General features: G+C 43.3%; 22 protein-coding genes and 2 other annotated features. Of the genes, 3 read left to right on the forward strand and 19 right to left on the reverse strand.

The features are described from left to right. Positions 1–45 precede the first annotated feature (45 nt). The 5 genes from EIZ39_RS18565 to EIZ39_RS18585 all read right to left on the reverse strand — a co-directional run bounded on the left by EIZ39_RS18565 (position 46) and on the right by EIZ39_RS18585 (position 7,373). Positions 46–1,452, reverse strand: a complete 1,407-nt coding sequence (locus EIZ39_RS18565; protein ID WP_129201593.1) for a hypothetical protein — start codon at positions 1,450–1,452, stop codon at positions 46–48. Positions 1,453–1,554: 102 nt separating this feature from the next. Beyond that, entirely contained in the window at positions 1,555–2,901 is a 1,347-nt protein-coding gene (locus EIZ39_RS18570; RefSeq protein ID WP_129201594.1) for a glycosyltransferase family 4 protein, read from the reverse strand. A gap of 17 nt (positions 2,902–2,918) precedes the next feature. Beyond that, positions 2,919–4,220, reverse strand: a complete 1,302-nt coding sequence (locus tag EIZ39_RS18575) for a nucleotide sugar dehydrogenase (protein ID WP_129201595.1) — start codon at positions 4,218–4,220, stop codon at positions 2,919–2,921. A gap of 313 nt (positions 4,221–4,533) precedes the next feature. Next, the gene (locus tag EIZ39_RS18580; RefSeq protein WP_129201596.1) at positions 4,534–4,941 is read right to left on the reverse strand and encodes a DUF350 domain-containing protein; all 408 of its coding nucleotides are present in this window, start codon (positions 4,939–4,941) and stop codon (positions 4,534–4,536) included. A gap of 77 nt (positions 4,942–5,018) precedes the next feature. Next, on the reverse strand, positions 5,019–7,373 hold the full coding sequence (locus EIZ39_RS18585) for an endonuclease MutS2 (protein ID WP_129201597.1): 2,355 nt from the start codon (positions 7,371–7,373) through the stop codon (positions 5,019–5,021). Between the two features lie 124 nt (positions 7,374–7,497). On the opposite strand from EIZ39_RS18585, the gene EIZ39_RS18590 reads away from it, so the two are divergent. Beyond that, entirely contained in the window at positions 7,498–7,845 is a 348-nt protein-coding gene (locus tag EIZ39_RS18590) for a phage holin family protein (protein WP_129202003.1), read from the forward strand. Positions 7,846–7,909: 64 nt separating this feature from the next. Here the strand turns inward: EIZ39_RS18590 and EIZ39_RS18595 are convergent, their stop codons facing one another. The 7 genes from EIZ39_RS18595 to EIZ39_RS18625 all read right to left on the reverse strand — a co-directional run bounded on the left by EIZ39_RS18595 (position 7,910) and on the right by EIZ39_RS18625 (position 14,486). Next, a complete protein-coding gene (locus EIZ39_RS18595) occupies positions 7,910–8,110 on the reverse strand; it encodes an alpha/beta-type small acid-soluble spore protein (RefSeq protein WP_129201598.1) in 201 nt (66 codons plus the stop codon). Positions 8,111–8,197: 87 nt separating this feature from the next. Further along, positions 8,198–8,761 (reverse strand): CvpA family protein, encoded by a 564-nt coding sequence (locus EIZ39_RS18600; protein ID WP_129201599.1) that lies wholly within the window; start codon positions 8,759–8,761, stop codon positions 8,198–8,200. Then, positions 8,758–9,027 carry a cell division protein ZapA gene (gene zapA, locus EIZ39_RS18605; RefSeq protein ID WP_129201600.1) on the reverse strand — a complete coding sequence of 90 codons (270 nt, stop codon included), beginning with the start codon at positions 9,025–9,027 and terminating at the stop codon, positions 8,758–8,760. Before zapA ends, EIZ39_RS18600 begins: the two co-directional genes overlap by 4 nt. A 154-nt stretch (positions 9,028–9,181) precedes the next feature. Next, positions 9,182–11,608 carry a phenylalanine--tRNA ligase subunit beta gene (pheT, locus tag EIZ39_RS18610; RefSeq protein ID WP_129201601.1) on the reverse strand — a complete coding sequence of 809 codons (2,427 nt, stop codon included), beginning with the start codon at positions 11,606–11,608 and terminating at the stop codon, positions 9,182–9,184. Positions 11,609–11,621: 13 nt separating this feature from the next. Continuing rightward, complete coding sequence (gene pheS, locus EIZ39_RS18615) at positions 11,622–12,656, reverse strand: phenylalanine--tRNA ligase subunit alpha (RefSeq protein WP_129201602.1); 1,035 nt, start codon at positions 12,654–12,656, stop codon at positions 11,622–11,624. Positions 12,657–12,704: 48 nt separating this feature from the next. Further along, positions 12,705–12,972 (reverse strand) — a binding site (T-box leader). Positions 12,973–13,027: 55 nt separating this feature from the next. Next, entirely contained in the window at positions 13,028–13,819 is a 792-nt protein-coding gene (locus EIZ39_RS18620) for a TrmH family RNA methyltransferase (RefSeq protein ID WP_129201603.1), read from the reverse strand. Positions 13,820–13,826: 7 nt separating this feature from the next. Further along, a complete protein-coding gene (locus EIZ39_RS18625; protein ID WP_255434002.1) occupies positions 13,827–14,486 on the reverse strand; it encodes a potassium channel family protein in 660 nt (219 codons plus the stop codon). A 134-nt stretch (positions 14,487–14,620) separates the two neighbouring features. On the opposite strand from EIZ39_RS18625, the gene sspI reads away from it, so the two are divergent. After that, positions 14,621–14,842 (forward strand): small acid-soluble spore protein SspI, encoded by a 222-nt coding sequence (gene sspI, locus EIZ39_RS18630; RefSeq protein ID WP_129201604.1) that lies wholly within the window; start codon positions 14,621–14,623, stop codon positions 14,840–14,842. A 56-nt stretch (positions 14,843–14,898) separates the two neighbouring features. Here sspI and EIZ39_RS18635 read toward each other — a convergent pair whose 3' ends face one another. Together EIZ39_RS18635 and EIZ39_RS18640 are read right to left on the reverse strand one after the other, a co-directional pair. Then, entirely contained in the window at positions 14,899–15,978 is a 1,080-nt protein-coding gene (locus tag EIZ39_RS18635) for a M42 family metallopeptidase (RefSeq protein WP_129201605.1), read from the reverse strand. A gap of 63 nt (positions 15,979–16,041) precedes the next feature. After that, on the reverse strand, positions 16,042–17,802 hold the full coding sequence (locus EIZ39_RS18640; protein WP_129201606.1) for a B12-binding domain-containing radical SAM protein: 1,761 nt from the start codon (positions 17,800–17,802) through the stop codon (positions 16,042–16,044). 213 nt (positions 17,803–18,015) lie between these two features. On the opposite strand from EIZ39_RS18640, the gene EIZ39_RS18645 reads away from it, so the two are divergent. After that, entirely contained in the window at positions 18,016–18,405 is a 390-nt protein-coding gene (locus tag EIZ39_RS18645) for a sigma-w pathway protein ysdB (protein ID WP_129201607.1), read from the forward strand. Positions 18,406–18,462: 57 nt separating this feature from the next. On the opposite strand, the gene leuB is transcribed toward EIZ39_RS18645, so the two are convergent. The 5 genes from leuB to ilvB form a co-directional block, all read right to left on the reverse strand. Beyond that, entirely contained in the window at positions 18,463–19,542 is a 1,080-nt protein-coding gene (gene leuB, locus EIZ39_RS18650; RefSeq protein WP_483296057.1) for a 3-isopropylmalate dehydrogenase, read from the reverse strand. 25 nt (positions 19,543–19,567) lie between these two features. Next, entirely contained in the window at positions 19,568–21,127 is a 1,560-nt protein-coding gene (locus EIZ39_RS18655) for a 2-isopropylmalate synthase (RefSeq protein WP_129201609.1), read from the reverse strand. 28 nt (positions 21,128–21,155) lie between these two features. Continuing rightward, complete coding sequence (ilvC, locus tag EIZ39_RS18660; protein ID WP_129201610.1) at positions 21,156–22,145, reverse strand: ketol-acid reductoisomerase; 990 nt, start codon at positions 22,143–22,145, stop codon at positions 21,156–21,158. A gap of 72 nt (positions 22,146–22,217) precedes the next feature. Continuing rightward, positions 22,218–22,712, reverse strand: coding sequence for an acetolactate synthase small subunit (gene ilvN, locus EIZ39_RS18665; RefSeq protein WP_129201612.1), 495 nt, complete (start codon positions 22,710–22,712; stop codon positions 22,218–22,220). Continuing rightward, a complete protein-coding gene (ilvB, locus tag EIZ39_RS18670; RefSeq protein WP_129201614.1) occupies positions 22,713–24,449 on the reverse strand; it encodes a biosynthetic-type acetolactate synthase large subunit in 1,737 nt (578 codons plus the stop codon). Between the two features lie 110 nt (positions 24,450–24,559). After that, positions 24,560–24,804 (reverse strand) — a binding site (T-box leader). Positions 24,805–24,941 lie beyond the last annotated feature (137 nt).

Below are 24,941 nucleotides of genomic sequence, written 5' to 3' on the forward strand. Positions count from 1 at the left end.
GTGTCCAATCCTGTTAGGGGGCTTTAGAGGTATGTCCTCAATCCCCTATTCTCGATAACCACTAACATTATTCTTATCCATCCAAATCTTTTTCACCTGCATCAGAAAGTCTAAGTCAGCATCTCTGCTGCCATAAATCTCTTCTAATATCTTTTGCGTTTCCCACAGATCATTATAAGTTAGATATGGATAATCCTGTCCCATGGGCTTGCCATTTAACAAACCGTATTCTAAGTCACCATTGCTCTTTAACCATTTCTCTTTCGTCCACTTAATGCCGTTCATCATATTCTTAGCATAGGTTTGGTAATAGTTAATCTTGGTGAGCCTGTACAAGTCAAAGAAATAATTAATTTCGCATAGCTGATGATTAAGAGAAACGTGAGTCTTCAGGTGCGGATTAATGTGGGCATAGTCCGGAACAAGCACGCCAATCTCTTCCCCACGCCTCATGAAGATTCCTCTCTTATTCGCATGCTCCATAAGCCATACCGCATAATTCAGGCTCGATTCGAGAAATCTTTCATCTCCATATTTAGCGTAACCATCTAGTAACAAACGGGCAAAATCGGTGTTAAACCGAGTGTCATAAAAATGTGAACCAATCTTATAATCTTTCCAAAGCCATGAGGATCTAGGCCCTGTCGCCCAAAACCCATGTTCTGTTTGATTCTTTATCCCTTGGTCTAGCATTACCCAGCCCAAGTTTTCGGCTAATCGACTTCCGCCTGTTCGGATAAGGGACCTCGCAATGTAGTTATCGGGAAATCGATAATAAACCAAGTTTCCTGCAGGCTCATAAGTGCTAGGCGTTTTAACATGCATTCCATCCCAAGACCACTTAGAAGAGGTCGTCATATCAAGTAAGGACCACACCGGCTCTAGATAAGGATTGTCCTCCCATGGAACTAATACCTCAGTAGACTCCACTGCCCACATTTCCCCTACCGTTCCTGCCTGCTGTTGAAAGGAATAAGTAATGACGTACTCATCCTCTTCTGCCCTTACCTTAATGGGTATGGCACGCGCTATCTCGTTTATTGTGGCATACTGATCATTAACGGTAAATAAGGTGGGATAACTGATATACCAATGAGCTTCTGTGGTATCGATAAACCCGGCTGTAAGTGGCAACGTCCCCTCGAGGGGAATCTGCTTCCACACTCTTTGTCCCTCTTCTATTGCAACATATTTAAAGGTACCTTCACGTCCAGGTATCCGAAATTCGCTGCTTATAGGTTGATTGGCCGTCTTTGTAAACTCTACTCTCTTCATCCAATACTGATCTCCATTGGGGAAAGCAACCGTTCTTTCCTTAGCCATTCCATGCTCTTCTGCCCATTCCTTCACAGACTCCATTGGATGAGGCAGTATGGTATCCACTTCCATGTACGCAGATTCACTAATACATAAAAAACATAGTGCGAGTAGAATTAATACTTTTTTACCCATTGGCACCTCCTAAGTATTGATATTATATAATTCTCATAATAAGTTTAAGCTGGGATATTATACCACAGCTAGATACAACAAAAAAACTGACTAAAGTACCAGTCAGTTTCTCTGTAAATCATTTAGTAAGGAAGCAAGCATCTTGGCTTGTTCCTTCCGCTCATAAATGAGTGTAGAAGGACGGTTGACCTCTTGATTTCTGTCTTTTCCCTCTTTGGCCTCGAGCCACTCCTCATATAAGTTTATAATTCCCTGTTTAATTTCTTCGAGTGACCCGGGATCGACCACTTGACCCAATTGGTACTTCTCAATGATGTGGGTAGACTCGCCTTTCAGACTTAGCGCAAGCATTGGTTTGCCGATGGCCATATATTCAAAGAGCTTCCCAGGGATATAATCTCCGGAACCTGGGGCCGTGTCTCCTATTAGTAAGAGGATATCGGACTTCTTTAACTCCGAAAGTGCAGCCTGATGAGGTAAATGGCCTAGAACATGAACAAGATCATTCAACCCTAGCTTATTCACCCAATCTGCATTCTCTGTGTATCCCGGATAATCGAAGACACCAGCGAAGTTTAATCGAATTTGCTTTCGGTCCAAGACTCCCTCATCAAGCAACTCCTTAATAGCTTGCAAGAAAAGTCTTGGATTTCGCTCTTTATAGAATATCCCAGTATAAATAAAGCTGCATTGATCAGGATAATCCATCTTTACCTTCTCTAGCTGCTTATAATCCTCCGGATCGAATCCGTTGTGGATGACCTCGAGACGCTGAATCTCATCGTTAAATTTTTGCTGGAAGTTATTCGCGAAGGACCTTGTCACAGTTAAGAGAATATCTGATTCCCGCAAGACCATCCGTTCCAGTCTTTCCTCTAGCCATTCTCTCCATGGGATACCAGGACGATGCATATTCTGCGTCCACGGGTCACGGAAATCTGCGATCCAAGGCACTCCTGTTTGTCGCTTGAGATAAATACCTACTAGGTGATTCGTATAGGGACCAGACGTAGAAAAAATGGCATCATATTGATGCTCCTTCATCAGCTCGAGTCCCATCTTGGCTGCGTAGGGAAACCAAAGAATTTGGTCATCGGGTACCAAGACATGCTTTTTTAATTTCTTTAAGGTAGGGAATACCTGTTGCTTCAGACGAGTGACTATACTCCTCTTCTCTACTCCCCCCTGATCACCTGACTTCTCCTTTGCGGCTGCCGGTGGAGCCCCTAGAAAGATCTCCTTAGAACGGTGAATCTGTACTCCATCCGGAAGCTGCTTCAACAACGAATGGTCCAAAGAGACATGATAATTAGGATCAACGGTTAATACATGAGGCTCCCAACCAAACTCCCTAAGGTATCTTGCCATCTTTAAGGCACGTTGTACGCCTCCGCCCCCAATAGGAGGGAATAAATAAGCAATAATCAGCACTTTTTTCGTTTTTGACATAGATATCACTACTTATATTAGATTCGGACTAACTTAGCTTGATTAGAGATCCTGCTAGGGATGCGATGCTTGGCATCTAACAATATAGGAGAATCTGTCATGAGATGTAATACTTGATTCCAATCGATCTCTAAAAACTCTTCCTGTGCATTGAGATAGATGAGTACGGCTGAACCAGTAACAGCCTCTTCTAAGCTTCCCACCTTATAAGGATAGCTGCTCGGTACAGCTGGGTCATAGGCTTTTACCGTAGCTCCACGCTGCAGAAGTATTTCTACCACATGATGCGCTGGACTAATCCGGTCATCGTTGGAGAAATCCTTCATGGCAAGGCCTAGTACAGCCACTTGGCTGCCCATTAGGGTTCTTCCTTGCTGTACAAGCTCTTTCTCCACCATATCAACAAGAATGGATGGAACAGAGTCATTAATCTTTCTGGCTATTTCCAGCATTTCAATATTTACGTCTAATTCTCTAGCTTTCGGTAGTAGATAGTATAGGGCATTAGGAAGACAGTACCCACCTACTCCAGGTCCCGGCACGAGCAGGTTAACTCGCTTATGTGTATTAGCTACCTTAATTAACTCGAAGGTATCCATCCCCATGCGCTCAGAAAAACGAGCGAACTGCTGTACCATAGCGATATTAACATCCCGTTGGATATTCTCAATGACTTTAGCCGTCTCTACAATTTTTATTTCTGAAATGGTGATTTCCGCTTCCGTCACAAAGCTTAAGATTTCTTTCGCCCGCTTTGCACTTGCTTCGTTTACTCCACCCAAGGCTAGTGGCATGTGAATGAATTCTTCAAAGGCTTTCCCTTCGGCGATCCGCTCAGAAGAATAAGCTAAATAAAAATCCGTTCCAGCCTTAAGTCCACTTTTTTCTAATAAAGGAAGGACAATATCTTCCGTAGTTCCTGGCACTACCGTACTTCTTAAGATCACCGTATCTCCTTTTTTCAGGACCTTCGCTAATTGTTCACAGGCACTCGTAAGGTAGGACAGGTTGGGATCTCCTTGAACGACTGGGATGCCTACTGTAATGATATAGGTATCCACTTCTTTTGCCGCTTCTGCATAATCAATCGTGGCTTGAAACCTTCCAGCCTGGAGTTGTTCCTTTAAGATTTCAGACAAAGATTTCCCTTGATAGTATTCAAGATGGTGAGACTTGCCCTCGTTAATTTCTTCTACCAGATGAGGCAAGACGTCTATACCGAAGACGTTTGCTCCTTTCATGGCATAGCTTAGAGACAAGGGGAGACCAATAAACCCCATGCCTATTACTGCAACCTGCGGGTGTTTCGTTGAATGCATATGTATTCCTCCGAGAGTGATCTATTTACGTGGTCATATACCAATAAGCTGCACCGCTAACTAAAAAAAGAATAGAAAAGAAAACTAATATAAGAGTTAACCGCACTAACATGAGTATCCTCCAAATGTCAACTATTCATGAATTATACACTATTCGACTGTTTTCTCCAACTAGGCTAATGATACAAAAAAAGCAGCCAAACATTATGGCTGCCAGTGGACTCTCAACCTAAACTGTAGGTTGTTTGTTACCTTCATATTACTGATTTAACCGTCTTACGTAAATAAAGAAATATTCCCATGAAATATAATATTATACTATACTGGCACCAATCACATAAGACAGTCCAATTGAGATTGACATAGACAATAGACCAACAGCTCGATTATCCTTGGCAATTTCATCATCAATCTTGAATTTCGGTGTCATAAATTCAAAAATAAAATAAGCAATGAGTAATAGAATAAAACCAAAAGCCCCCCAAATCAGTGCCTGTCCAATCGTATCATTGCTTTCAATCGAGAAGCGAAAGATATTCGTAATTCCAATAATCTTTCCGCCAACAGCCATCGCTACAGATATATTGCCTTTTTTTATTTCCTCCCAATCGTTATAGCGTGTCACCATCTCGAATAGGGTTAAGAATAAAATCAGGGCTAGAATCGCAACTGCAAAAAAGGCTGTTGTTGAAATATAAGGATTCTCTAGTAATCCAGACACGGCAAACCTCCTCCTCCCAGTTCGAACGCACTTACTCTCTTATATACGGAAATGAAGTCCTATTAGTTACAGATGATCTACTTTAATTCCACAATGGTCGCTCCAAGGCCGCCTTCCCCTTGGCCGCCAAGTCGGTAGGATTTGACACTTCGATGCTTTTTTAAGAAGTTATGAACCCCCACACGCAAGGCTCCCGTTCCTTTTCCATGAATCAAGGATACTTGATGAAGATTGGACATCACGGCATTATCTAGATACTTATCTATCTCCGGAATGGCATCCTCAATCGTAAACCCACGCAAGTCCAATTCGGGTCTAACGGTTTCCCTCGACATTTTCACCCGTGTATAAGGTACAATTTCTTTCTTTTTACTTGCCTTAATCAGATTCATGTCAGAAGCCTTGATGGTCATCTTAATGATCCCTAATTGAACTTGATACTCTTGATTGCCTAAGTCGGAAATAATTTCTCCTTTTTGCCCGAGGGATAAAACTTTGACTTCATCCCCTACTTTGAATGTTTCCTTGTCACGAGTTGCTTTTTTCTTTTCTTTTTCCCGTTCAAAAGAAGGTACACTTTCCTCTAACCTTTTCTTCGCCTCAATAAGTCGGTGCTCTTTTATTCCTACCTGCTCTTCTTGAGCCATCTTCCGAAGTTCGGAGATGATCTCATCGGCCTCTTTTCTTGCTTTCGCAACAGAGCGAGAAGCTTCCTCTTCGGCCTTCTGTAGGAGCATATTCTTTTCCTTGGCAAATGCGGCTCTTTCTTGCTCCAATTGATCACGTAAGTTCTCCATCTCTAGTCGAAGCGATTCGGTTTTTGCTCGATCCTGTTCTGCTGCTAACCGATCCTCTTCTAGGGAGGCAATCATGTTTTCCACCTTTGTATCCTCAAGGCTGACATGCTGTTTTGCATCTTCAATGATCTCTTCAGGCAACCCTAGTCGATTTGCTATAGCAAACGCGTTGCTTCGTCCTGGCACCCCGACCAATAAACGATAGGTTGGTCGAAGCGTCTCCACATCAAACTCTACACTTGCGTTAAGCACTTGTGGACGATTATAAGCAAACTCCTTCAGCTCACTGTAGTGAGTGGTGGCAATGACCCGTGCACCAATCTGATACATATGATCTAGAATCGCCATCGCTAAGGCCGCCCCTTCCGTCGGGTCCGTACCTGCTCCTAGCTCATCGAGTAACACTAAGCTGTTCCCATCCATTTCACCAAGAATTCGAATAATATTCGTCATATGACCAGAGAATGTACTTAGACTTTGCTCAATACTCTGCTCATCTCCAATATCAGCATACACACCGGAGAAAATGGCCATCTCACTATCTTCTTCAGCAGGAAGATGAAGTCCGGAAGCAGCCATCAAGGCGTGAAGACCTATCGTCTTCAAGGTTACAGTTTTTCCTCCTGTGTTTGGTCCTGTGACAACTAAGGAAGTGCATTTCTTCCCAATTTCCACATCAATCGGGACCACTTCCTGGAGAGGAATCAAGGGATGCCTCCCCTTTTTCAACTTCATGTATCCTTGATTGTTAAGTTTGGGTTGAACGGCCTTCATTCGATGAGCATAGGAAGCCTTAGCAAAGGTGAAATCAAGTTCGGCCAGGACCTTCACATTATGATCTAACACATCAGCATGCTCTGCCACAATTCCTGTTAGAATCTGCAGAATTCGTTCTACTTCTCGTTCTTCCTTAAAACGAAGCTCCCTTAATTGATTATTAGCTTGGACTACAGCTTCCGGTTCGATAAAAAGGGTCGCTCCTGAAGCGGATTGATCATGGATCATCCCGCCAAAAACGTGTCGATATTCCTGCTTCACCGGAATGACATAACGATCACCACGAATGGTAACAATACTTTCTTGAAGCATCTTTTGATAAGAGGTGGATCGAATAATATTTTCTAGTCGGTCTTTAATCCGGCCTTCAGTCGCTCGGATTTGTGAACGTACTTGCGCAAGGGCTGGACTAGCACTGTCCATTACTTCGCCATGCTCATCAATAGCATCATTAATATCTTCTTCCACCCTCTGCAGTCTCTCGATCTGGAGGATTAATTCCTCAAGTAAAGGCAGCTCCTGTTGTTCCAAGAGAGCTTCAATAAACCTTCTTAACCTCCAGCCTCCATAAACGGTACCCGCCACATCAAGAAGCTCCCCAGGATTCAAAGAAGCTCCAAGCTTGGCTCGAGCGAGAGATCGTCGGATATCGCGAATCCCACCAAAAGGGACGCTTCCCTTCAAGCGGAGAACCGTATATCCTTCAAAGGTTAATTGCTGTCTTAATTTAGCTTCTTCTAGTTCTGTCGTTGGTACGAGTTGTTCTATTTTTTCTCTTCCCAAAGAGGAAGAGGCATTGTCCATTAGTTGATGAATCACCTTGGTAAACTCAAGTGTTCGATACAAGCGTTCTTCCACTACGGAATCCCCTTTCACACAATATCTGATCTATTATATATCATTCTTTGCCTAACAGAAAAGTATAGGCCCAGTCATCGTGGGAAAAACTATTTGTACTTCTTTACGGGAAGGAATGGTATGGATGGCATGGATTAGCCATATTATCCGTTTTTTTGTAGCGACCATCGTACTCTACTTTGTAGGCTTCCTTGTACCGGGTTTTACTATCCGCGGGTTAACAACCGCAATCGTTACTGCAGCGGTCATCGCTGCATTAGGCTGGATTTTCGAAGCCTTCTTTGGTGGAGAGCTCTCTCCCTATGGCAGGGGCATTGCCGGGTTCTTGTCAACAGCACTGATCATATATCTGACGAAGTTCATCGTATACGGAGTGGAAGTAACTTTAATTGGCGCTTTACTTGCCTCACTTTTAGTTGGAATCATTGACCTTTTTCTCCCTGCAAAGTCAAGGTTCTGGGGAAAAAGTTGAAAAAGGCTGATCCGTTAAGTCGGTTACCGACCTGGATCAGCCTTTTCTTCCAGTTATGAAGTTTTTATTGCTGTTGTTGACCGGCTAATGCACTCTCTGCCATCTTTACTAAACGCTTAGTAATCTCCCCACCGACTGAACCGTTACCGCGAGCAGTGGCATAAGCACCAAAATCGTAGACACCAAATTCATTGGCAATCTCATATTTTATTTCATCAATCAATGAAGCAGACTGGGGAACAATCAATTTGTTTCGGTTGGCCATGAAGCTAACCTCCTTTAATTGAGTGTACCTTTATCATGCCATAGGATGTGTTTCTTCATGCCCTGTAAAATAAGGAGTTGATGGGTTCTATAGGATATCGCTTCGATCATGAGGACGGGGAGTAGGAACATTCCGGATATGTTCTGAAATAAAAGGGGATAGATCGAACAGATATTGTGTAATGGCAGACTGGTAATAAGTTTTCTTCCACTTTCCACTCGGAGCCATGTCAAGCAAGTGGATGGAGACCATCAAGAACAGGAGCATGAGCAAGCCACCCAGGATAGCTCCAAGACTGCGATTGAGTATTGAGATAATAGGCAGCTCTGCAAAAGATTGAAGTACCCTTCCCATGATATTGCAAAGAAACCGAACAATAAAAAATAAGAGGATAAACGCCAGCGCTGAATAAATGAATGAATGAAGAGAACTCATACTAAGCAACATCTGTAAAAGAGGATTGGTGCTTTCTGCCGGGAGAGGAAATTGCTCTTGTAGAAATACAGCAGTATCCAAAGAAAAGGAGTATGCAACAACAAGAGAGACAATCAGGCCCACTAAACCGATGGCAAGCTTGACAAATCCCCTATGATGACCATAAAAAAGACTTATCATAAAAAGGCCGATAAGACCTATATCGACAATGTTCATTCCTTACGCTTTTCCTCCTCTTCTAAAATCCGGAGCAACTCCTCATATTCCTTTTTGAGCTGAAAAAATTCATCTGCAATATTTACAGCGGAAAGCACAGCAATTTTAGCCGTATCTAGCCTGGCATTCCCATTAGCAATATGTCTCATTTTCTCATCCACGTAATGAGCCACAGAGCGTAAATGCGAAGCACTTGCCTTTCCAACCATACGATATTGATGTCCATATATATCAACTGTTATTTTTATTTTTTCATCTTCTCGCACCACTTATTTCCCCTTCCCAATATAAGCTTGTCCTTACAAATTAATATTATACATTTTTTGCAAGGGCTGTGGAACTCTATGTTCCACCTAATTATGAGCAATATCTAGAAAAAGAGGTCTGACCCCCCGATTAGGTCAGACCTTACAATATCTACTATCCACGCAGTTCTGCTTTATATGCCTTCGCCAGTCCCTGAACGACTCTGTCATGAGCTTCATTAACTTCTTGATCGGTCAAGGTGGTTTCCGCACTGCGGTAAACTAAGGAGAAAGCCATACTCTTCTTCCCTGCTCCAATTTTTTCACCCGTATACACATCGAATAGCTCAACTTTTTCAAGGATTGCTCCTGCTTGCTCTTCAATCACTTGTTGCAGCGCAGCTGCAGAGGTTCCTTCTTCTACCACGATGCTTAAATCACGTGTACTCGCCGGATATTTAGGTAAGAACTTGTATTGGTTCATGGTTGCTACGTAACTGTAGAGCTTTTCCAAATCGATTTGGAAGACAAACGTTTCATCTAGATCGTATTTCTTTTGAAGTTCTGGATGTACCTGTCCGAGATAACCAACACATTCATCCTGTACATAAAGCCCAGCTGTTCGGCCTGGATGCATTCCCTTCAGGTTTTCTGCCTGTCTGTAAGATACCTGCTGAATTCCTAAATTGTCTAAAACAAGTTCGACGACACCCTTAACCAAATAGAAATCGGCCTTCTCAGCGGAAGAGTTCCAATGATCTCCCGTCCAATTACCCGTTAATAAGCCGGCTAGGCCTAATTTTTCTTCAGGAAGAACGGTTAATCTTTCCTCTTCGCTTATAAACACACGACCCATCTCAAAGATGGCAACATCAAGGTTCTGTCTGTTCCGATTGTAAGAGGCTGTTTCCAACATATGAGGAAGAAGATTTACTCTAAGATGGCTTCGCTCTTCACTCATCGGCATGGAAAGAGGAATTCCCTTGGTCTCTTTATACAAGGTAGCAAAGTCATACATAATCTGCTCGTTGGTAAAAGAGTAAGTGGAGACCTCATATAACCCAGCACCTGTTAACATATTCCGAAGGTTACGCTGGAAGGATTGATAATCTGTTAGTCCTCCTCTAGTTGTAGGTCCAATAGGAAGAGTAGTTGGAATGTGATCGTAGCCGTGAAGACGGGCGACTTCCTCCACTAGATCCACCTCTCTTGTAATATCCTGCCTACGAGATGGAACTTCAACTTCAAACACTTCACCATTGCGAGTATACCTGAATTGCAAACGACCGAGTATCGCCTCTACTTGTTCAGCCTCTAGTGTTGTCCCTAACAGCAAGTTAAGTCTAGATAAACGTAGAGATACCTGTGCTCTCTTGTGTTCACTAGTCATGTCAACGGCCTTTCCTTGGGCCACTGTACCACCAGCCAACTCAACCATAAGCTGAGCAGCACGATCAAGGGCACGGTCTACTGCTTCCGGATCTACTTCTTTCTCAAACCGGAGGCTTGCTTCCGAACGCAGACCTAACTTTTTAGCTGTCTTACGAATGGACTTCCCGCTAAAAAGTGCTGATTCAAGAAGGATTGTGGTTGTTTTATCTGAGACCTCAGAGTTCGCTCCTCCCATTACACCAGCGATCCCGATAGGCTTCAATTCATCTGTGATGAGAAGCATCTCCCCATCAAGCGTTCGCTCTATATCATCTAGAGTTGTCAATTTTTCTCCGTCTTTTGCAAGACGCACGACAATACGTCCTTGATGAACTTCATCATAATCGAAGGCATGAAGCGGCTGCCCCATCTCAAGCATCACGTAGTTCGTAATATCTACAATATTGCTAATAGGACGGATACCTGCAGCCATTAATCGGCTTTGCATCCACAAAGGAGAGGAACCAAGTTTAATATTAGAAATAAGACGAGTAGCATAATGTGTGCAGTGCTCCGCTGCTTCGATGGATACCTCCACTTTCCCATTAATTGATTCAGCCGCTTCTTCAACCACGGCATCAGGCAGCTGTACTGGGCGGTCGAGGATGGCACCGACCTCATATGCCACTCCTAGCATGCTTAAACAATCGGAACGATTAGGGGTTAGACCTAGTTCTAGAATATAATCATCTAATCCAAGGTAAGTAATAGCGTCTTGACCCACTTCGGTCTCTTCCGGTAATACCATAATTCCTTCCTGTTGAGCCTTAGGGAGAAGCTTATCATTAAGCCCTAATTCCTTTGCGGAGCAAATCATCCCTTGAGACTCCACCCCTCTAAGCTTGGCTTTCTTGATCTTAAGTCCTCCTGGCAGCTCTGCCCCTACAACGGACACGACAACCTTTTGGCCAGCATCAACGTTAGCTGCTCCACAGACAATCTGCAATCGAACGGTCTCACCTACATCGACTTGGCACACATTAAGTTTATCAGCGTCTGGATGTTTGCTTCTCTCCACCACATGACCGATTACGACTTTGGATACTCCTTTATTTCGAGCTTCCACACTTTCTACTTCAATCCCGCTGCGCGTCAGTCTTTCCGCTAGATCCTCCGGTGTAATCCCTTCTAAATCCACATATTGCTTTAACCAGTTATAGGAAACTTTCATGACTTTTCACCACCTACTTACGATTGAATTGTTTTAAGAATCGAATGTCATTGTTATAGAAATGTCTAATATCTTCTATACCGTACTTAAGCATGGCAATACGCTCTACACCCATTCCAAAGGCAAAACCAGTATATTTTTCCGAATCATAGCCCGACATTTCGAGGACCTTAGGATGAACCATTCCTGAACCTAAGATTTCGAGCCATCCTGTATCTTTGCATACTCGACAACCATGACCTTTACAAACAGCACAGGTTACATCGACTTCTGCGCTTGGTTCGGTGAACGGGAAGAAGCTAGGTCTTAATCGAATGCTCACATCTTCACCAAACATCTCACGAGAGAAAGCAAGAAGAATTCCTTTTAGATCGCTCATGCGAATGTCCTTGCCGATGACAAGACCTTCAATCTGAGTAAAGACATGGGAATGTGTAGCATCGTCATCATCCCTGCGATACACTCGTCCAGGACAAATGATTTTTACTGGTACTTCCCCTTGCTTATTCTCCATTACTCGCGCTTGATTAGGAGAGGTATGGGTACGCATTAACAAATCTTCTGTAATATAAAAGGTATCTTGCATATCTCGTGCGGGATGGTCCTTAGGCAGGTTGAGAGCTTCAAAGTTGTAATAATCTGTCTCTAACTCGGGCCCTTCAGCAATCTCAAAGCCTAATCCAATAAAGATATCTTCAATTTGCTCGATGATTTGTGTAAGAGGATGCTTATTTCCTTTAGGCAACTGCTTTCCTGGAAGAGTAACATCCAATCGTTGACTCTTAAGTTGTTCTATTAACGCTGCAGCCTCTAGTGACTCCTTCTTCTGAGCCAATAACCCTTCAATAGCATTTCGAACTTCGTTAGCCAGCTGACCAATAAGCGGTCGCTCTTCTGCAGAGAGCTTCCCCATTCCTTTCAAGATCTCTGTGAGCTCACCTTTTTTACCTAAATATTTCACTCTTAGGTCGTTAAGCTCGTTCAAATTGCCTGCCTCTTGAAGCTGACTAAGTGCTTTTTCTTTCACTTCCACTAATTGTTCACGCACATTCTTTCCTCCTTGCTTGCTTAAATAAATAAAAAAAGACCTCCGTCTGCAAGGGACGAGAGGTCGCGGTACCACCCTTATTAGAACCAAAGGACTATTATCTCCCTTAGTTCTCACTTAGTAATTGTTAACGGAGATTATGACTCCGGTACCCCCTACTATAAGGTTCAGGGGACAGCTCAAGAGTGAATTCTATAGGCTTCTACTACCCTAAGTTGGCTTTCAGTCACGGCCAACTCTCCCTGTCTTAACGCTTGCAGATCGTGCAAGCAATCATAGATTGTTCCTATATACTGGTCTCTTTCACAGCTTTTACTTTCAGCTTTTGATTTTCAGAATTTATTATAATCAATCTGAGCATAGGTTGCAACTTACTTTCGCTGGCGAATGGCTTCGTACATGATAATCCCCGCAGCCATCGCGGCATTCAAGGACTCAGCCTGACCATAGATCGGGATCTTTACGAACTTATCACACTGTTTAAGAATAGACGCTGATACACCGTTGGCCTCATTACCAATCACAATGGCAACAGGGCCATCATAGAGAGCCTCGTCGTACGGTACTGCTCCCTCCAAGCTCGTCGCCAGGATTCTAAATCCTCGCTCAGAAAGCTCATGACAAATCTCATTTAAATCGGTTTGAACTATGGGCAGATGAAAAATAGAACCCATCGTAGACCGAATGGTTTTTGGGTTGTATACATCAACGGTACCCTTCCCTAGGATGACACCTTGAATTCCTGCAGCATCTGCAGTTCGAATCATGGTACCAAGATTACCAGGATCCTGGATAGCATCTAGGAGTAAGAGTACAGGAGAGTCTTGAATCAGCTCGTCCACCTGGTTCACTGGTATATCTACGATAGCAAAAATCCCTTGAGGGTTCTCGGTTTCTGATAATTTATGCGCGATAGGCTCGGTGATCCAATAAACCGTAGCTAAACTATTCTGTAAGGACTGTTCTAGCTTCGACTGTAAATGAAACCCCTCCATAATCAGAACCGTTCGAATACCCGCTTTACTTTTAAGTGCTTCCTCTACCAAATGAAGACCTTCGATAAGAAAAAGCTGCTCCTTATCTCTACCTTTTTTACTATTCAGCTTGGCCCATTCTTTGACCTTGGAATTCTGAACAGATTGAATGGTTTCCCACACGAACATATCACTCCTATTTTGTCTTCTCCTCCATACGCTTCAAATCAACGTTATGACCGATAACAACGAGAATATCGCCCTCAGAAATCGTGTCTTCTGCCTTAGGTGCTATGTTAATATTCGGTCCGCTCTTAATCGCCATCACGTTCACACCAAACTTAGCACGAACATTGAGTTCAATTAAATTCTTGCCTACCATGCGGTCCGTTGCTGCAATCTCCGCTACGCTGTAATCTTCAGCTAACTCAATGAAATCGAGTATACCTGGGGAGATTAAATTGTTAGCGACACGACTTCCCATGTCCCTCTCCGGGAATACCACACGGTCAGCCCCAACCTTATAAAGTACTTTACCATGACGTTCATTTTGAGCTTTTACAACGATCTGCTTTACACCCAGTTCCTTAAGGATCAAGGATGTAAGGATGCTCGCTTGAATATCTTCCCCAATAGCTACGACTACCACATCAAAATTCCGTATCCCCAGTTCCTTCAGTGCATGTTCATCCGTTGAATCCGCTTGAACCGCGTAGGTAACATATTGGATATGCTCCTGAATCTTCTCTTCATTGGAGTCGATGGCCATTACATCATATCCCATCTCATAAAGCGTCTTCGCGACACTTGAGCCAAACCGCCCCATTCCTATAACCGCAAACGTTCTCGCAGCCAATGCTTGTCTCCCCCAGTACCCGATTTTTCCATCCATTATAACATAGTATATCCATTTCAAGTTTGGGTAAAAATGATCCTCTCCGCAAACAATACCAAAGAAAATAACCCTTTAATTGAGGAGGAGCGTTGCACATGAATATCAGCCAGGTTAATTTACGGGAAGCGGTTATGGCCAATGTTTCTGATTCTTCCCTAGGTGAATTGCGAAGCACCATTATGGACGCGATTGAAAGCAGAGAGGACAAGACTCTTCCCGGCCTCGGGGTTTTATTCGAAGTTCTCTGGAATCAAGCAGATCCTTCCAAACAGGGAGAGATTCTTCAACTGTTACATCAGGGATTGGGACAAAAGTGAGGAAAAAAAGCTTCCCTGAAATGACATTCAAGGAAGCTTTTTATATCGTCTTTCTATTACACTTGTTTAATTTCTTCTAACTTTGCTTGATCCAATCGCTTGATGACTTCGACCAAAAGTTTCACTGCGTTCTCGAAGTCATCTCGATGTAGGATTGCAGCATGGCTATGAATGTATCGTGTAGCTATACTCACAACCATCGACGGGACTCCCTTATTATGAAGGTGAAGTCTTCCAGCATCAGTACCTCCGCCAGCAACTGTATCAAACTGATAAGGAATTCCTAATTCATCAGCTGTATCAATGACAAAGTCCCGTAATCCTCGATGAGGAATCATAGACGCATCAAACAGCAAGAGCTGCGGTCCGCCCCCAAGCCTTGATTGCGCATCTTCCTTCTTAATACCTGGTGTATCCCCTGCAATACCGACATCTACAGCAAAAGCGATATCGGGTCCAACCGCATGAACCGAAGTCTGCGCACCACGCAGTCCCACTTCTTCTTGCACGGTTCCGACTCCAAAAACTACATTCGGATGCTCTTCTTCTTTAAGACGTCTTAGAACCTCGATCGCAATCGCACAACCAATTCGATTATCCCAAGCCTTAGCCATCATCAGCTTTTCATTTTTCATAACGGTGAAAGGACAAATCGGTACAACCGTATCTCCCGGTCTGACTCCGAAATCTTCGGCTTCCTCCCTACTTGAAGCTCCGATATCGATAAACATATTCTTCTTATCCACTGGTTTTCTTCTAGCTTCTGGAGAAAGGATATGAGGAGGCGTAGAACCAATGACTCCTTCAATTGGACCTTTCCGCGTTAATATCGTTACTCTTTGCGCTAGCATCACTTGCTCCCACCAGCCACCTAGTGGTTGAAAACGCAAGAAGCCTTTATCCGTAATCATCGTAATCATGAAGGCCACTTCATCTAAGTGTCCTGCAACCATAACCTTAGGACCTTCAACATTTCCTGTACGCTTGGCGATCAAACTCCCTAGATTATCGGTATAAACCTCATCCGCATAAGGAGCTATGTATTTTTTCATGACTTCCCTTACTGGCCCTTCGTGTCCAGGGGCTCCTGGTGTCTCGGTTAGTTCTTTAAACATCTCTAAGGTTTTGTCTTCCATCTTGTGTCCCTCCTTATCAGTGAGTGTTGGGGCATTATATGCCCCCATTTCGTTTATTATAACTTAAAATTCCAAAATTTTCACTTTAGCAAGCGGCCCAGAAAAATAGGCAGGACCCTTCCCTACTTCATAATAGACAATTAACATGCTGGGCTCTTCCTGAATTTCTCCTTTTTGAATATACAAGGACAAATCAAAAGGAATCACTTCTAGGACCGCATGTTTATGAAGATCCTTTTCATCCAGCCTTAGTGCAGCAAAGTCGTTCCCTAACCAAGCTGGATTCTCTGCAACTAGACGCATATATCTTTGTTGTTCTTGTTTGCCCATATCGAATGTCCACCAAGTTTTTCTTGGCTTATTCTTCTGAGTAAGGAAATAATCGAGTTGCATTAACCCCTTGATAACAGGCAACTGATCCACTTTTGATTGTTCTAGAAAATCATACAATCTTACAAATAAATCCTCGAGCTGATGTCCAATTCTTTGCCACCCACGTTCTTCCCAATAGTCTCCGAATTGCTGGAAGAAGTCAAAAGGAGTTTCAAACACACGAGAGACAAGGAATTCTAACGTGTGATCCATCCGATGAGCGTTCCAGTACTTTTCTAATACATCCTCTACCCTTTTTATCTTGACAATGTCGCTGAAGGGGAGAACATTATTTCCTAGTATTTCATAGGGGGAATGTTCCATCCAAACATAGCCGTATTTCTCAGCATTCAACCTTACCCCAGTTCCTCTCAACATCTTTAAGAAACCTAACTGAAGCTCTTCTGGACGCAGGGCAAAAACATCATTAAAGGTTTTGCGGAAGGATAAATAATCCTCCTCTGGTAATCCTGCAATTAAATCTAGGTGTTGATCAATATTTTTGGCTTCCTTAATCGTTCGTACCGTATAGCTTAATTTTTCGAAATTTTGTCTCCGGTTCACAATCAGGTTGGTTTCATCTCTCGTGGATTGGACACCAATTTCAAATCGAAATACTCCAGGTGGTGCATGCTTCGCTAAGTAATCTAACACCTCCGGACGCATGATATCAGCCGTAATCTCAAACTGGAAAACGGTGCCCTTATGGTTTTGAATAAGGAATTCAAAGATTTCTAATGCATAGTCCCTCTTAATATTAAAGGTGCGATCTACAAACTTAATAAGCTTAACCCCATTGTCGATGAGATACTTCAATTCCTGTTTGGTCCGTTCAATGTCAAAATAACGTACTCCGACCTCAATAGATGAGAGACAGAAGCTACAGGAGAAAGGACATCCTCTTGAGGTTTCAAAATAGACCACTCGGTTTCTCAGTTCGGGAAGATCAGGAAAGTCTTGGAACGGAGAGGGAATATTGTTTAGATCTAACTTGGGACGTGGGGGATTGATGACGGGAACCCCATCTTTCCGATAGGCGACGCCAAAAACCAGGTGATACTTCTTGTCACCGGAGATTTCCTGTAATAAATGATGAAACGTCTCCTCTCCTTCACCCACGACAATAAAATCCACACCAGACAAGCGATTCATCCAGTACTCTACATCGTAGGAAACCTCCGGTCCCCCTAATACGATTTGAATGTCTGGCTTTATCTTTTTTAACATATCTATCACAATGATCGTTTCTTCTATATTCCATATATAGCAGGAAAAACCGACTACATCTGGCTGATGTAAAAAGATATCCGTGACAATATTCATTGGTGTATCCTTTATCGTGAACTCCCTTATCTCAATTGGAAAATCCTTTTCACAGTAGGACTTCAGATAACGAAGAGCTAATGACATATGAATGTACTTTGCATTCAACGTTGCAATCACGGTATTCATTTAGGTTGACCTCCTTCCTGTATGCTTCTTCCTATTATTGTTGCCTATAATCGTATAAATTTTTTACCCTAAGTGCAAGTTAGCACTAGTTAAGTAACCAGGTAACAATCATTTCATTTTATCCTACTTTGAAGATAAAATTCAATGAATCCATTTTGGTCTTCATTACGTATATATATTATGTTAAATATCTTCACGTTTGGAGGAAGATTCATGGTTCTTATTTTTCGCGCGCTTCTGTTTATTCTCATTGCCATTGCGTTCTATTGGTGCTTTCGATTCTTTCTCAATCCCCAGCGGAAATTGGCTCAAGCCTTAGAAGAAAAGCGCACATTAATCATGGACGATAAGAGCAGCGTCCATCGAAATATATTGATTGCTTATAAAGGAGTTCTGTTTGAAGGTGAGAAGTATATGGGCACTACACCAGATGCTTTTCAGATCATAAAAATTCATATTTGGCCCAGAGATCATCAGCGGCTTGTGGGGTTGGAGAAAAAAGATTTTGAGGAATTAAAACAAATTGTCCAGGGAAGATATCCTTTTGCGGAGATAACCTGGAAAAGCCCTATTAAAGAGTTTCTGCAAGATCGATTACCATAAACTAAAGAAACAGGCTGACTCTATTACGAGTCAGCCTGTTTTGAATAAGATGAGTTATTATTGCTTAATAACTTCAATAATAGCATTAGTCATCTCTTGCGTTCCAATCGCTGTTTCCTTCTCTTCAGCAATATCCCCTGTTCTCAAACCGTTATTCAAAACAGTCTCTACAGCATCTTCAATTCTCTTCGCAGCGGCATCTAAGCCTAGAGAATAGCGAAGCATGAGGGCAGTAGATAGGATGGTAGCAATTGGGTTGGCGATTCCTTTTCCTGCGATATCAGGGGCTGAACCATGAACCGGTTCATACAACCCTAGACGGCCATCACTTAAGCTAGCTGACGCTAACATTCCAATAGAGCCCGTAAGCATGGCAGCCTCATCGCTTAGGATATCTCCAAACATATTTTCTGTAACGATGACATCAAATTGTTTAGGAGCGCGAACTAGTTGCATGGCACATGCATCTACTAGCATATGGCTAAGCTCTACATCTGGATAATCTACAGCAACACGCTCAACGACACTTCTCCATAAACGGGAACTCTCCAAAACATTGGCCTTATCAACGGATACAAGTCGATTGCTGCGCTTACGTGCAATCTCAAAAGCTGTTCTTGCAATACGTTCCACTTCATCTTCATTGTAGATAAGGGTATCAACAGCTACATCGCGACCGTTCTCGTCTTGGTATCTCTTTTTCTCTCCGAAATAGATACCCCCCGTTAGTTCGCGAACAACCATTAAATCTACCCCTGCTACGACTTCCTCTTTCAATGAAGAAGCCTTAGCCATACATTCAAACATCATAGCAGGACGTAAATTAGCGTAGAGTCCTAGCGCTTTACGGATGCCGAGTAATCCGGTCTCTGGGCGAAGATGTCCAGGATTATTATCCCATTTAGGTCCGCCAACGGCTCCGAGTAAAACCGCATCAGCATTCTTGGAAATGTCAAGGGTAGCTTGAGGAAGAGGCGTACCGTCCTCATCAATTGCACATCCTCCAAGACGACCGTACTCATAATTAAATGTAACCTGTTCTTGTTCAGCAATAACATCTAAGACCTTAATCGCTTGCTCGATAACCTCTGGTCCAATTCCGTCTCCCGGTAGGACAGCAATTTTAAATTCTCTCATCACTCTTTTCCAGCCTCTCTTATACCTAGCTTAATGTAGTGCTTACCGGCTCTACGTCAGAGATCGCAGCGGCATCCCCACGCTTGGCAATAATCTTATTAATGGCACGGATATAAGCCTTCGCACTTGCTTCTAACACGTCTGTGCTGACTCCACGTCCTTGAACTGTAACCCCGTTCTGACTTAGTCTGACGTAGACTTCCCCGAGAGCGTCCTTACCGTGCGTAACCGAAACAATTTTATAATCATCTAATGTTACTTCTTCCCCAGTTACACGATCGATGGCTTTGTAAATTGAATCAACGGAACCATTACCTACGGAAGCCTCTTCTTTCAATTCACCGTCTGCAAGTCTCACTCGTACACTTGCTGTTGGTACAGATAGATTCCCATAAGAAAGCTGCAAAGACTCAAGTACATACGTTTCAGGAATTTCAACGATTTTGGAATCTAATAACGCCACGATATCCTCGTCGGATACTTCCTTCTTCTTATCACATAAATCCTTGAACTTCTTGAATGCTTCATCCAACTGTGCTTGATCAAGGCTATAGCCAAGCTCAGATAGTTTATCTTTAAAAGCATGGCGACCCGAGTGTTTACCCATAACCAATTTATTGGACTTAATTCCAACCGTTTCTGGACGGATAATTTCATAGGTCGTAATCTCTTTTAAGACTCCGTCTTGGTGGATGCCTGATTCGTGTGCAAAAGCATTAGCTCCCACAATAGCCTTATTAGCAGGAACAATCATCCCTGTCAGGCGGCTTACGAGCTTACTCGTACGGGCGATCTCGACTAAACGAAGGTCAGTCGTCGCTTGGTAAAAGTCCTTCCGCGTTTCAAGTGCCAAAGCAACTTCTTCTATCGCAGCATTCCCTGCCCGCTCACCGATTCCGTTAATCGTCCCTTCAACTTGGGTAGCCCCGGCTTCAATAGCAGCCATGCTATTGGCAACAGCCATACCTAAATCATCGTGACAATGGCAGCTTAGTTTCACATCTTCAATGCCCTGTACGTTCGCTCTTAGCTGTCTGAAAATATTGCCATACCCTTCTGGAGTCATGTAGCCTACTGTATCAGGAATATTGATGATATTCGCACCAGCTTTAATAGCAGCTTCAACAACTTCACATAAGTAATCAATTTCTGTCCGTGCAGCATCTTCTGCTGAGAACTCAATCTGCGAGAAGTACTTCTTGCCGTATTGAATGGCTGCTACAGCCTGTTCAATCACTTGTTCTTTGCTCAAGCGGAGCTTATGTTGCCTATGGATGGGAGACGTAGCTAAGAAAACGTGCAGACAAGCACTCTCAGCTTCTCGTAAAGCTTCCCAAGCTTTATCAATATCGCTCTGAACGGAGCGAGAAAGACTGACCACGGTTGAATTCTTAATTCTTCTCGCGATTTCTTGTACAGACTTTAAATCACCGGGGGAAGCAGCAGCAAATCCTGCTTCCATCCTTGTGACACCTAGTCTTTCTAGTTGCAGAGCAATTTCGATCTTCTCGTCCGTACTTAAATTTACGCCCGGAGATTGCTCTCCGTCACGTAAGGTTGTATCAAAGATCTCAATTTTTCGCATATTGCTACCCCCTCCACGGTTAATTTTATTACTTCTTGATCCAAGCCATCATTTCTCTTAATTGCTTACCTACTTGCTCTAATTGATGTTCCCCTTCAATGCGACGACGAGCAGTGAAAGCTGCACGATTAGATTGGTTTTCTAAGATCCAGTTGCGAGCAAACGTACCATCTTGAATCTCTGCAAGTACTTTCTTCATTTCAGCTTTTGTATTCTCGTTTACGATTCTTTTACCTGTGCTGTAATCTCCGAACTCTGCAGTATCACTGATGGAATATCTCATATACTCCAATCCGCCTTCATACATTAAGTCAACGATTAACTTTAATTCATGCAGACACTCGAAATAAGCAATCTCTGGCTTATAGCCGGCTTCAACCAATGTTTCGAAACCAGCCTTCACCAATTCAGCTGTTCCTCCGCAAAGTACAGCTTGCTCTCCGAAAAGATCGGTTTCTGTTTCCTCACGGAAAGTCGTTTCGATAACCCCTGCACGTGTTGCACCTACTCCGCTCGCATAAGCCAATCCGATTTCTTTAGCTTGACCAGATGCGTTTTGTTCGATTGCGATTAATCCAGGTACTCCGAATCCTTCCACATAAACGCGGCGTACAAGGTGACCAGGTCCCTTTGGCGCTACCATAACTACGTCTACATCTGCAGGAGGCTTGATCTGCCCGAAGTGGATGTTGAATCCGTGAGAGAAGAATAGAGCTGCACCCTTCTTTAAGTTTGGTTCGATGTCTTCTTTGTAGACTTTAGCTTGTGTTTCATCTGGAAGAAGGATTTGAACTAGGTCAGCTTGAGCTACAGCTTCAGCTACTGGATATACTTGAAATCCGTCTTGTTCAGCTTGATTCCAAGAACGTCCTGGACGAAGTCCGATGATAACCTTAAATCCGCTATCTCTTAAGTTTTGAGCTTGAGAATGACCTTGACTTCCGTATCCGATTACAGCGATTGTTTTTCCTTCCAATACCTGACGATTTACATCCTTTTCGTAGTACATAGTTACCATGATTTATTCCTCCTAGGAAATTTTATTGTTAGATTTTCTTTCGCATTGATGGATAAATTGCATTCCAGTTTTTTATACTTTCACTGCGGCCATACTTCTAGCCATCGCTGTAAGACCTGTACGAGTCAACTCTCGTATCCCATAAGGGCGAAGCAGTTCTGTTAGAGCATCAATCTTATCAGAGTCCCCTGTTGCTTGAACAATAACGGACTGTGGTCCAACATCAACAATGGCAGCACGGAATGGTTCTACAATCCCGGAGATCTCCATTCGAGTTGTAGGTCCTGCATCCACCTTGATGAGAACAATTTCACGAGCAACCATAGAACCAGTGCTAAGATGTTGAACTTTAATAACGTCTATGAGCTTATGAAGCTGTTTCATGACTTGCTCAAGTGTCTTCTCATCACCCGTGGTAACGATGACCATGCGGGAGAGCCCTTTTTCTTCCGAGTTCCCTACAGTGATGCTGTCAATATTGAAGCCACGACGTCCAAATAAATTCGCTACCCGGGCTAAGACCCCTGGCTGATCATTTACCAATACGGATATGGTATGTTTTTGCATCTACTCCTCATCTCCCATTGTCATCTGATCCAATGTACAACCGGACGCAACCATCGGATAGACGTTTTCCTCCGGCTCTACGACAAATTCAACCACAACTGGTCCATTATGTTCTAATGCTTCTTGCCATACTTGGCGAGCTTCGCTCTCGGACTGGGCGCGAAGGCCTTTCACCCCGTAGGCTTCGGCTAATTTAACAAAGTCAGGGCTGTGAGATAAGTCAATATGGCTATAACGGTTATCATAGAAGATCTCTTGCCACTGTCTCACCATCCCCAGACACTTGTTATTGATGATGACGATTTTCACTGGAACATTGTGCTGAGAAACTACCGCTAACTCTTGTGAATTCATCTGGAATCCACCATCACCGTTAATGGATACGACTGTGCGATCCGGATGAGCAAATTGTGCACCGATCGCTGAAGGGAATCCAAAGCCCATCGTCCCTAACCCGCCGGATGAAATGAGAGAGCGAGGATGCTTAAACTTGTAATACTGTGCAGCCCACATCTGATGCTGGCCAACATCCGTAGTTACTATAGCTTCTCCAGCTGTTGTTTCATAGATCATCTCAATCACCGCTTGAGGCTTGAGGTTTCCATTCTTCTTGTAGGAGAATGGATGCTTCTCCTTCCACTCATTCAACTGGATTAACCAGTCTGATGTGTCCGCTTGAGCTGCCTTAGGCAATGCTGCTTCTAACACTAGTTTCACATCTCCAACCAACGGAATCATGGTTTCGACATTTTTTCCAATTTCAGCTGGATCGACGTCAATATGAATAATCTTAGCATTAGGTGCGAATTCCTTTGTTCTCCCCATCGTAATACGATCATCAAAACGATTACCGATCCCAATAAGAAGATCGCAATTGAGTATCGCCTGGTTGGATACAAAGTTTCCGTGCATCCCCGGCCACCCTAAAGCGAGTGGATGAGTTCCCGGAAAGCTCCCTAGTCCCATCAATGTGCAGATAACAGGAATTTGTGTCTTCTCGGCGAAGGCAATGAGCTCCTTTTCAGCACTAGCTGAGATGACCCCCCCACCAGCCATGATCACAGGCTTCTTCGCTTCGGAAATCGCCTTAATCAAGCGATCAACCTGCATCTTGTTTGGTTTAACCGCTGGATTATAGCCTCTTAAGTTTACTGTCTCCGGATAGAAGAACGGAGCAGTTGCATTGTTGACATCCTTAGGAATATCAATCAGCACTGGACCCGGACGACCCGTCGTAGCAATATGGAAAGCTTCCTTAATGATGCGAGGAAGTTCCAATACATCACGAACGAAGAAGTTGTGTTTCGTAATAGGCAACGTAATCCCTGTGATATCTGCTTCTTGGAAGGCGTCCGTTCCGATGAGTGACTGTGCAACGTTACCCGTAATGATAACCATGGGGATAGAATCCATATAAGCTGTTGCAATTCCAGTTACTAAATTGGTAGCCCCTGGACCAGATGTAGCAATAACGACCCCAGGCTTACCAGTGGATCTTGCAAAACCGTCAGCCGCGTGAATTGCTCCTTGTTCATGTCTAGTTAAAATGTGCTTAAGATGGCTGCTGTAAAGAGAATCGTAAATAGGCAGTACTGCTCCTCCTGGATAGCCGAATACATACTCAACGTTTTCCAGCAGCAAACATCTTAACAAAGCATCGGATCCTGTAATGACTTCCCCTTGTTCAATCGGGGGAATTTCAGGTCTGCCTACAACCATAGCCACATCTCTGCTCATGTTCTCTCCTCCTGGATATAAAAGTCGTAATTTCAAATCCAAACAAGCTGACGGGTAAAAAGTTTTAAACAAAAAGAAAGCCTTTTCACCCCTGCACCGTTTGGCGCATTTCTTGGGGCGAAAAGGTTCGCGTACCACCCAAATTCACTATCACCTCGCGGTGACAGCCTCAGTAGGTGCATTACCAACATGCACCATCGCACTTAACGCGTGCTAGACGTCTTCTCCTACTAAAATGATCGTTCAGAGAAGCGGCTCAGAGGTGAGCAGATAAAGGGATCGCTATCCGGTTTCCACCATCCCGGACTCTCTGTAAGCAAAGACTCTTAATCTATGTCCTCATCAGTGCCTGTATAAACAAATAAGTCAAAAAACTCAAAACAAAAAATTATGATGTTAGGAGTTATTATAGTAATACGGACGTGATTCGTCAACCATTTTCAGAATTATTGTTTTGCTTTTTCTTACCTTTTATACATTCACAAAAAAATA

Source organism: Ammoniphilus sp. CFH 90114 (assembly GCF_004123195.1).
In the GTDB taxonomy this organism is placed as follows: Bacteria; Bacillota; Bacilli; order Aneurinibacillales; family RAOX-1; genus YIM-78166.

Excerpts from the sequence above, each read along its gene's own strand:
- EIZ39_RS18590 (WP_129202003.1), top strand. The coding sequence starts at position 7,498 with ATGGCATGGATTAGCCATATTATCCGTTTTTTTGTAGCGACCATCGTA.
- EIZ39_RS18635 (WP_129201605.1), bottom strand. The coding sequence starts at position 15,978 with ATGGAAGACAAAACCTTAGAGATGTTTAAAGAACTAACCGAGACACCA.
- EIZ39_RS18565 (WP_129201593.1), bottom strand. The coding sequence starts at position 1,452 with ATGGGTAAAAAAGTATTAATTCTACTCGCACTATGTTTTTTATGTATT.
- EIZ39_RS18620 (WP_129201603.1), bottom strand. The coding sequence starts at position 13,819 with ATGTTCGTGTGGGAAACCATTCAATCTGTTCAGAATTCCAAGGTCAAA.
- ilvB (WP_129201614.1), bottom strand. The coding sequence starts at position 24,449 with ATGAGCAGAGATGTGGCTATGGTTGTAGGCAGACCTGAAATTCCCCCG.
- EIZ39_RS18600 (WP_129201599.1), bottom strand. The coding sequence starts at position 8,761 with ATGAACATTGTCGATATAGGTCTTATCGGCCTTTTTATGATAAGTCTT.
- ilvN (WP_129201612.1), bottom strand. The coding sequence starts at position 22,712 with ATGCAAAAACATACCATATCCGTATTGGTAAATGATCAGCCAGGGGTC.
- leuB (WP_483296057.1), bottom strand. The coding sequence starts at position 19,542 with ATGAGAGAATTTAAAATTGCTGTCCTACCGGGAGACGGAATTGGACCA.
- EIZ39_RS18575 (WP_129201595.1), bottom strand. The coding sequence starts at position 4,220 with ATGCATTCAACGAAACACCCGCAGGTTGCAGTAATAGGCATGGGGTTT.
- EIZ39_RS18570 (WP_129201594.1), bottom strand. The coding sequence starts at position 2,901 with ATGTCAAAAACGAAAAAAGTGCTGATTATTGCTTATTTATTCCCTCCT.
- EIZ39_RS18645 (WP_129201607.1), top strand. The coding sequence starts at position 18,016 with ATGGTTCTTATTTTTCGCGCGCTTCTGTTTATTCTCATTGCCATTGCG.
- pheT (WP_129201601.1), bottom strand. The coding sequence starts at position 11,608 with ATGAAAGTTTCCTATAACTGGTTAAAGCAATATGTGGATTTAGAAGGG.
- EIZ39_RS18640 (WP_129201606.1), bottom strand. The coding sequence starts at position 17,802 with ATGAATACCGTGATTGCAACGTTGAATGCAAAGTACATTCATATGTCA.
- ilvC (WP_129201610.1), bottom strand. The coding sequence starts at position 22,145 with ATGGTAACTATGTACTACGAAAAGGATGTAAATCGTCAGGTATTGGAA.
- EIZ39_RS18655 (WP_129201609.1), bottom strand. The coding sequence starts at position 21,127 with ATGCGAAAAATTGAGATCTTTGATACAACCTTACGTGACGGAGAGCAA.
- EIZ39_RS18595 (WP_129201598.1), bottom strand. The coding sequence starts at position 8,110 with ATGGCCAACCGAAACAAATTGATTGTTCCCCAGTCTGCTTCATTGATT.
- sspI (WP_129201604.1), top strand. The coding sequence starts at position 14,621 with ATGAATATCAGCCAGGTTAATTTACGGGAAGCGGTTATGGCCAATGTT.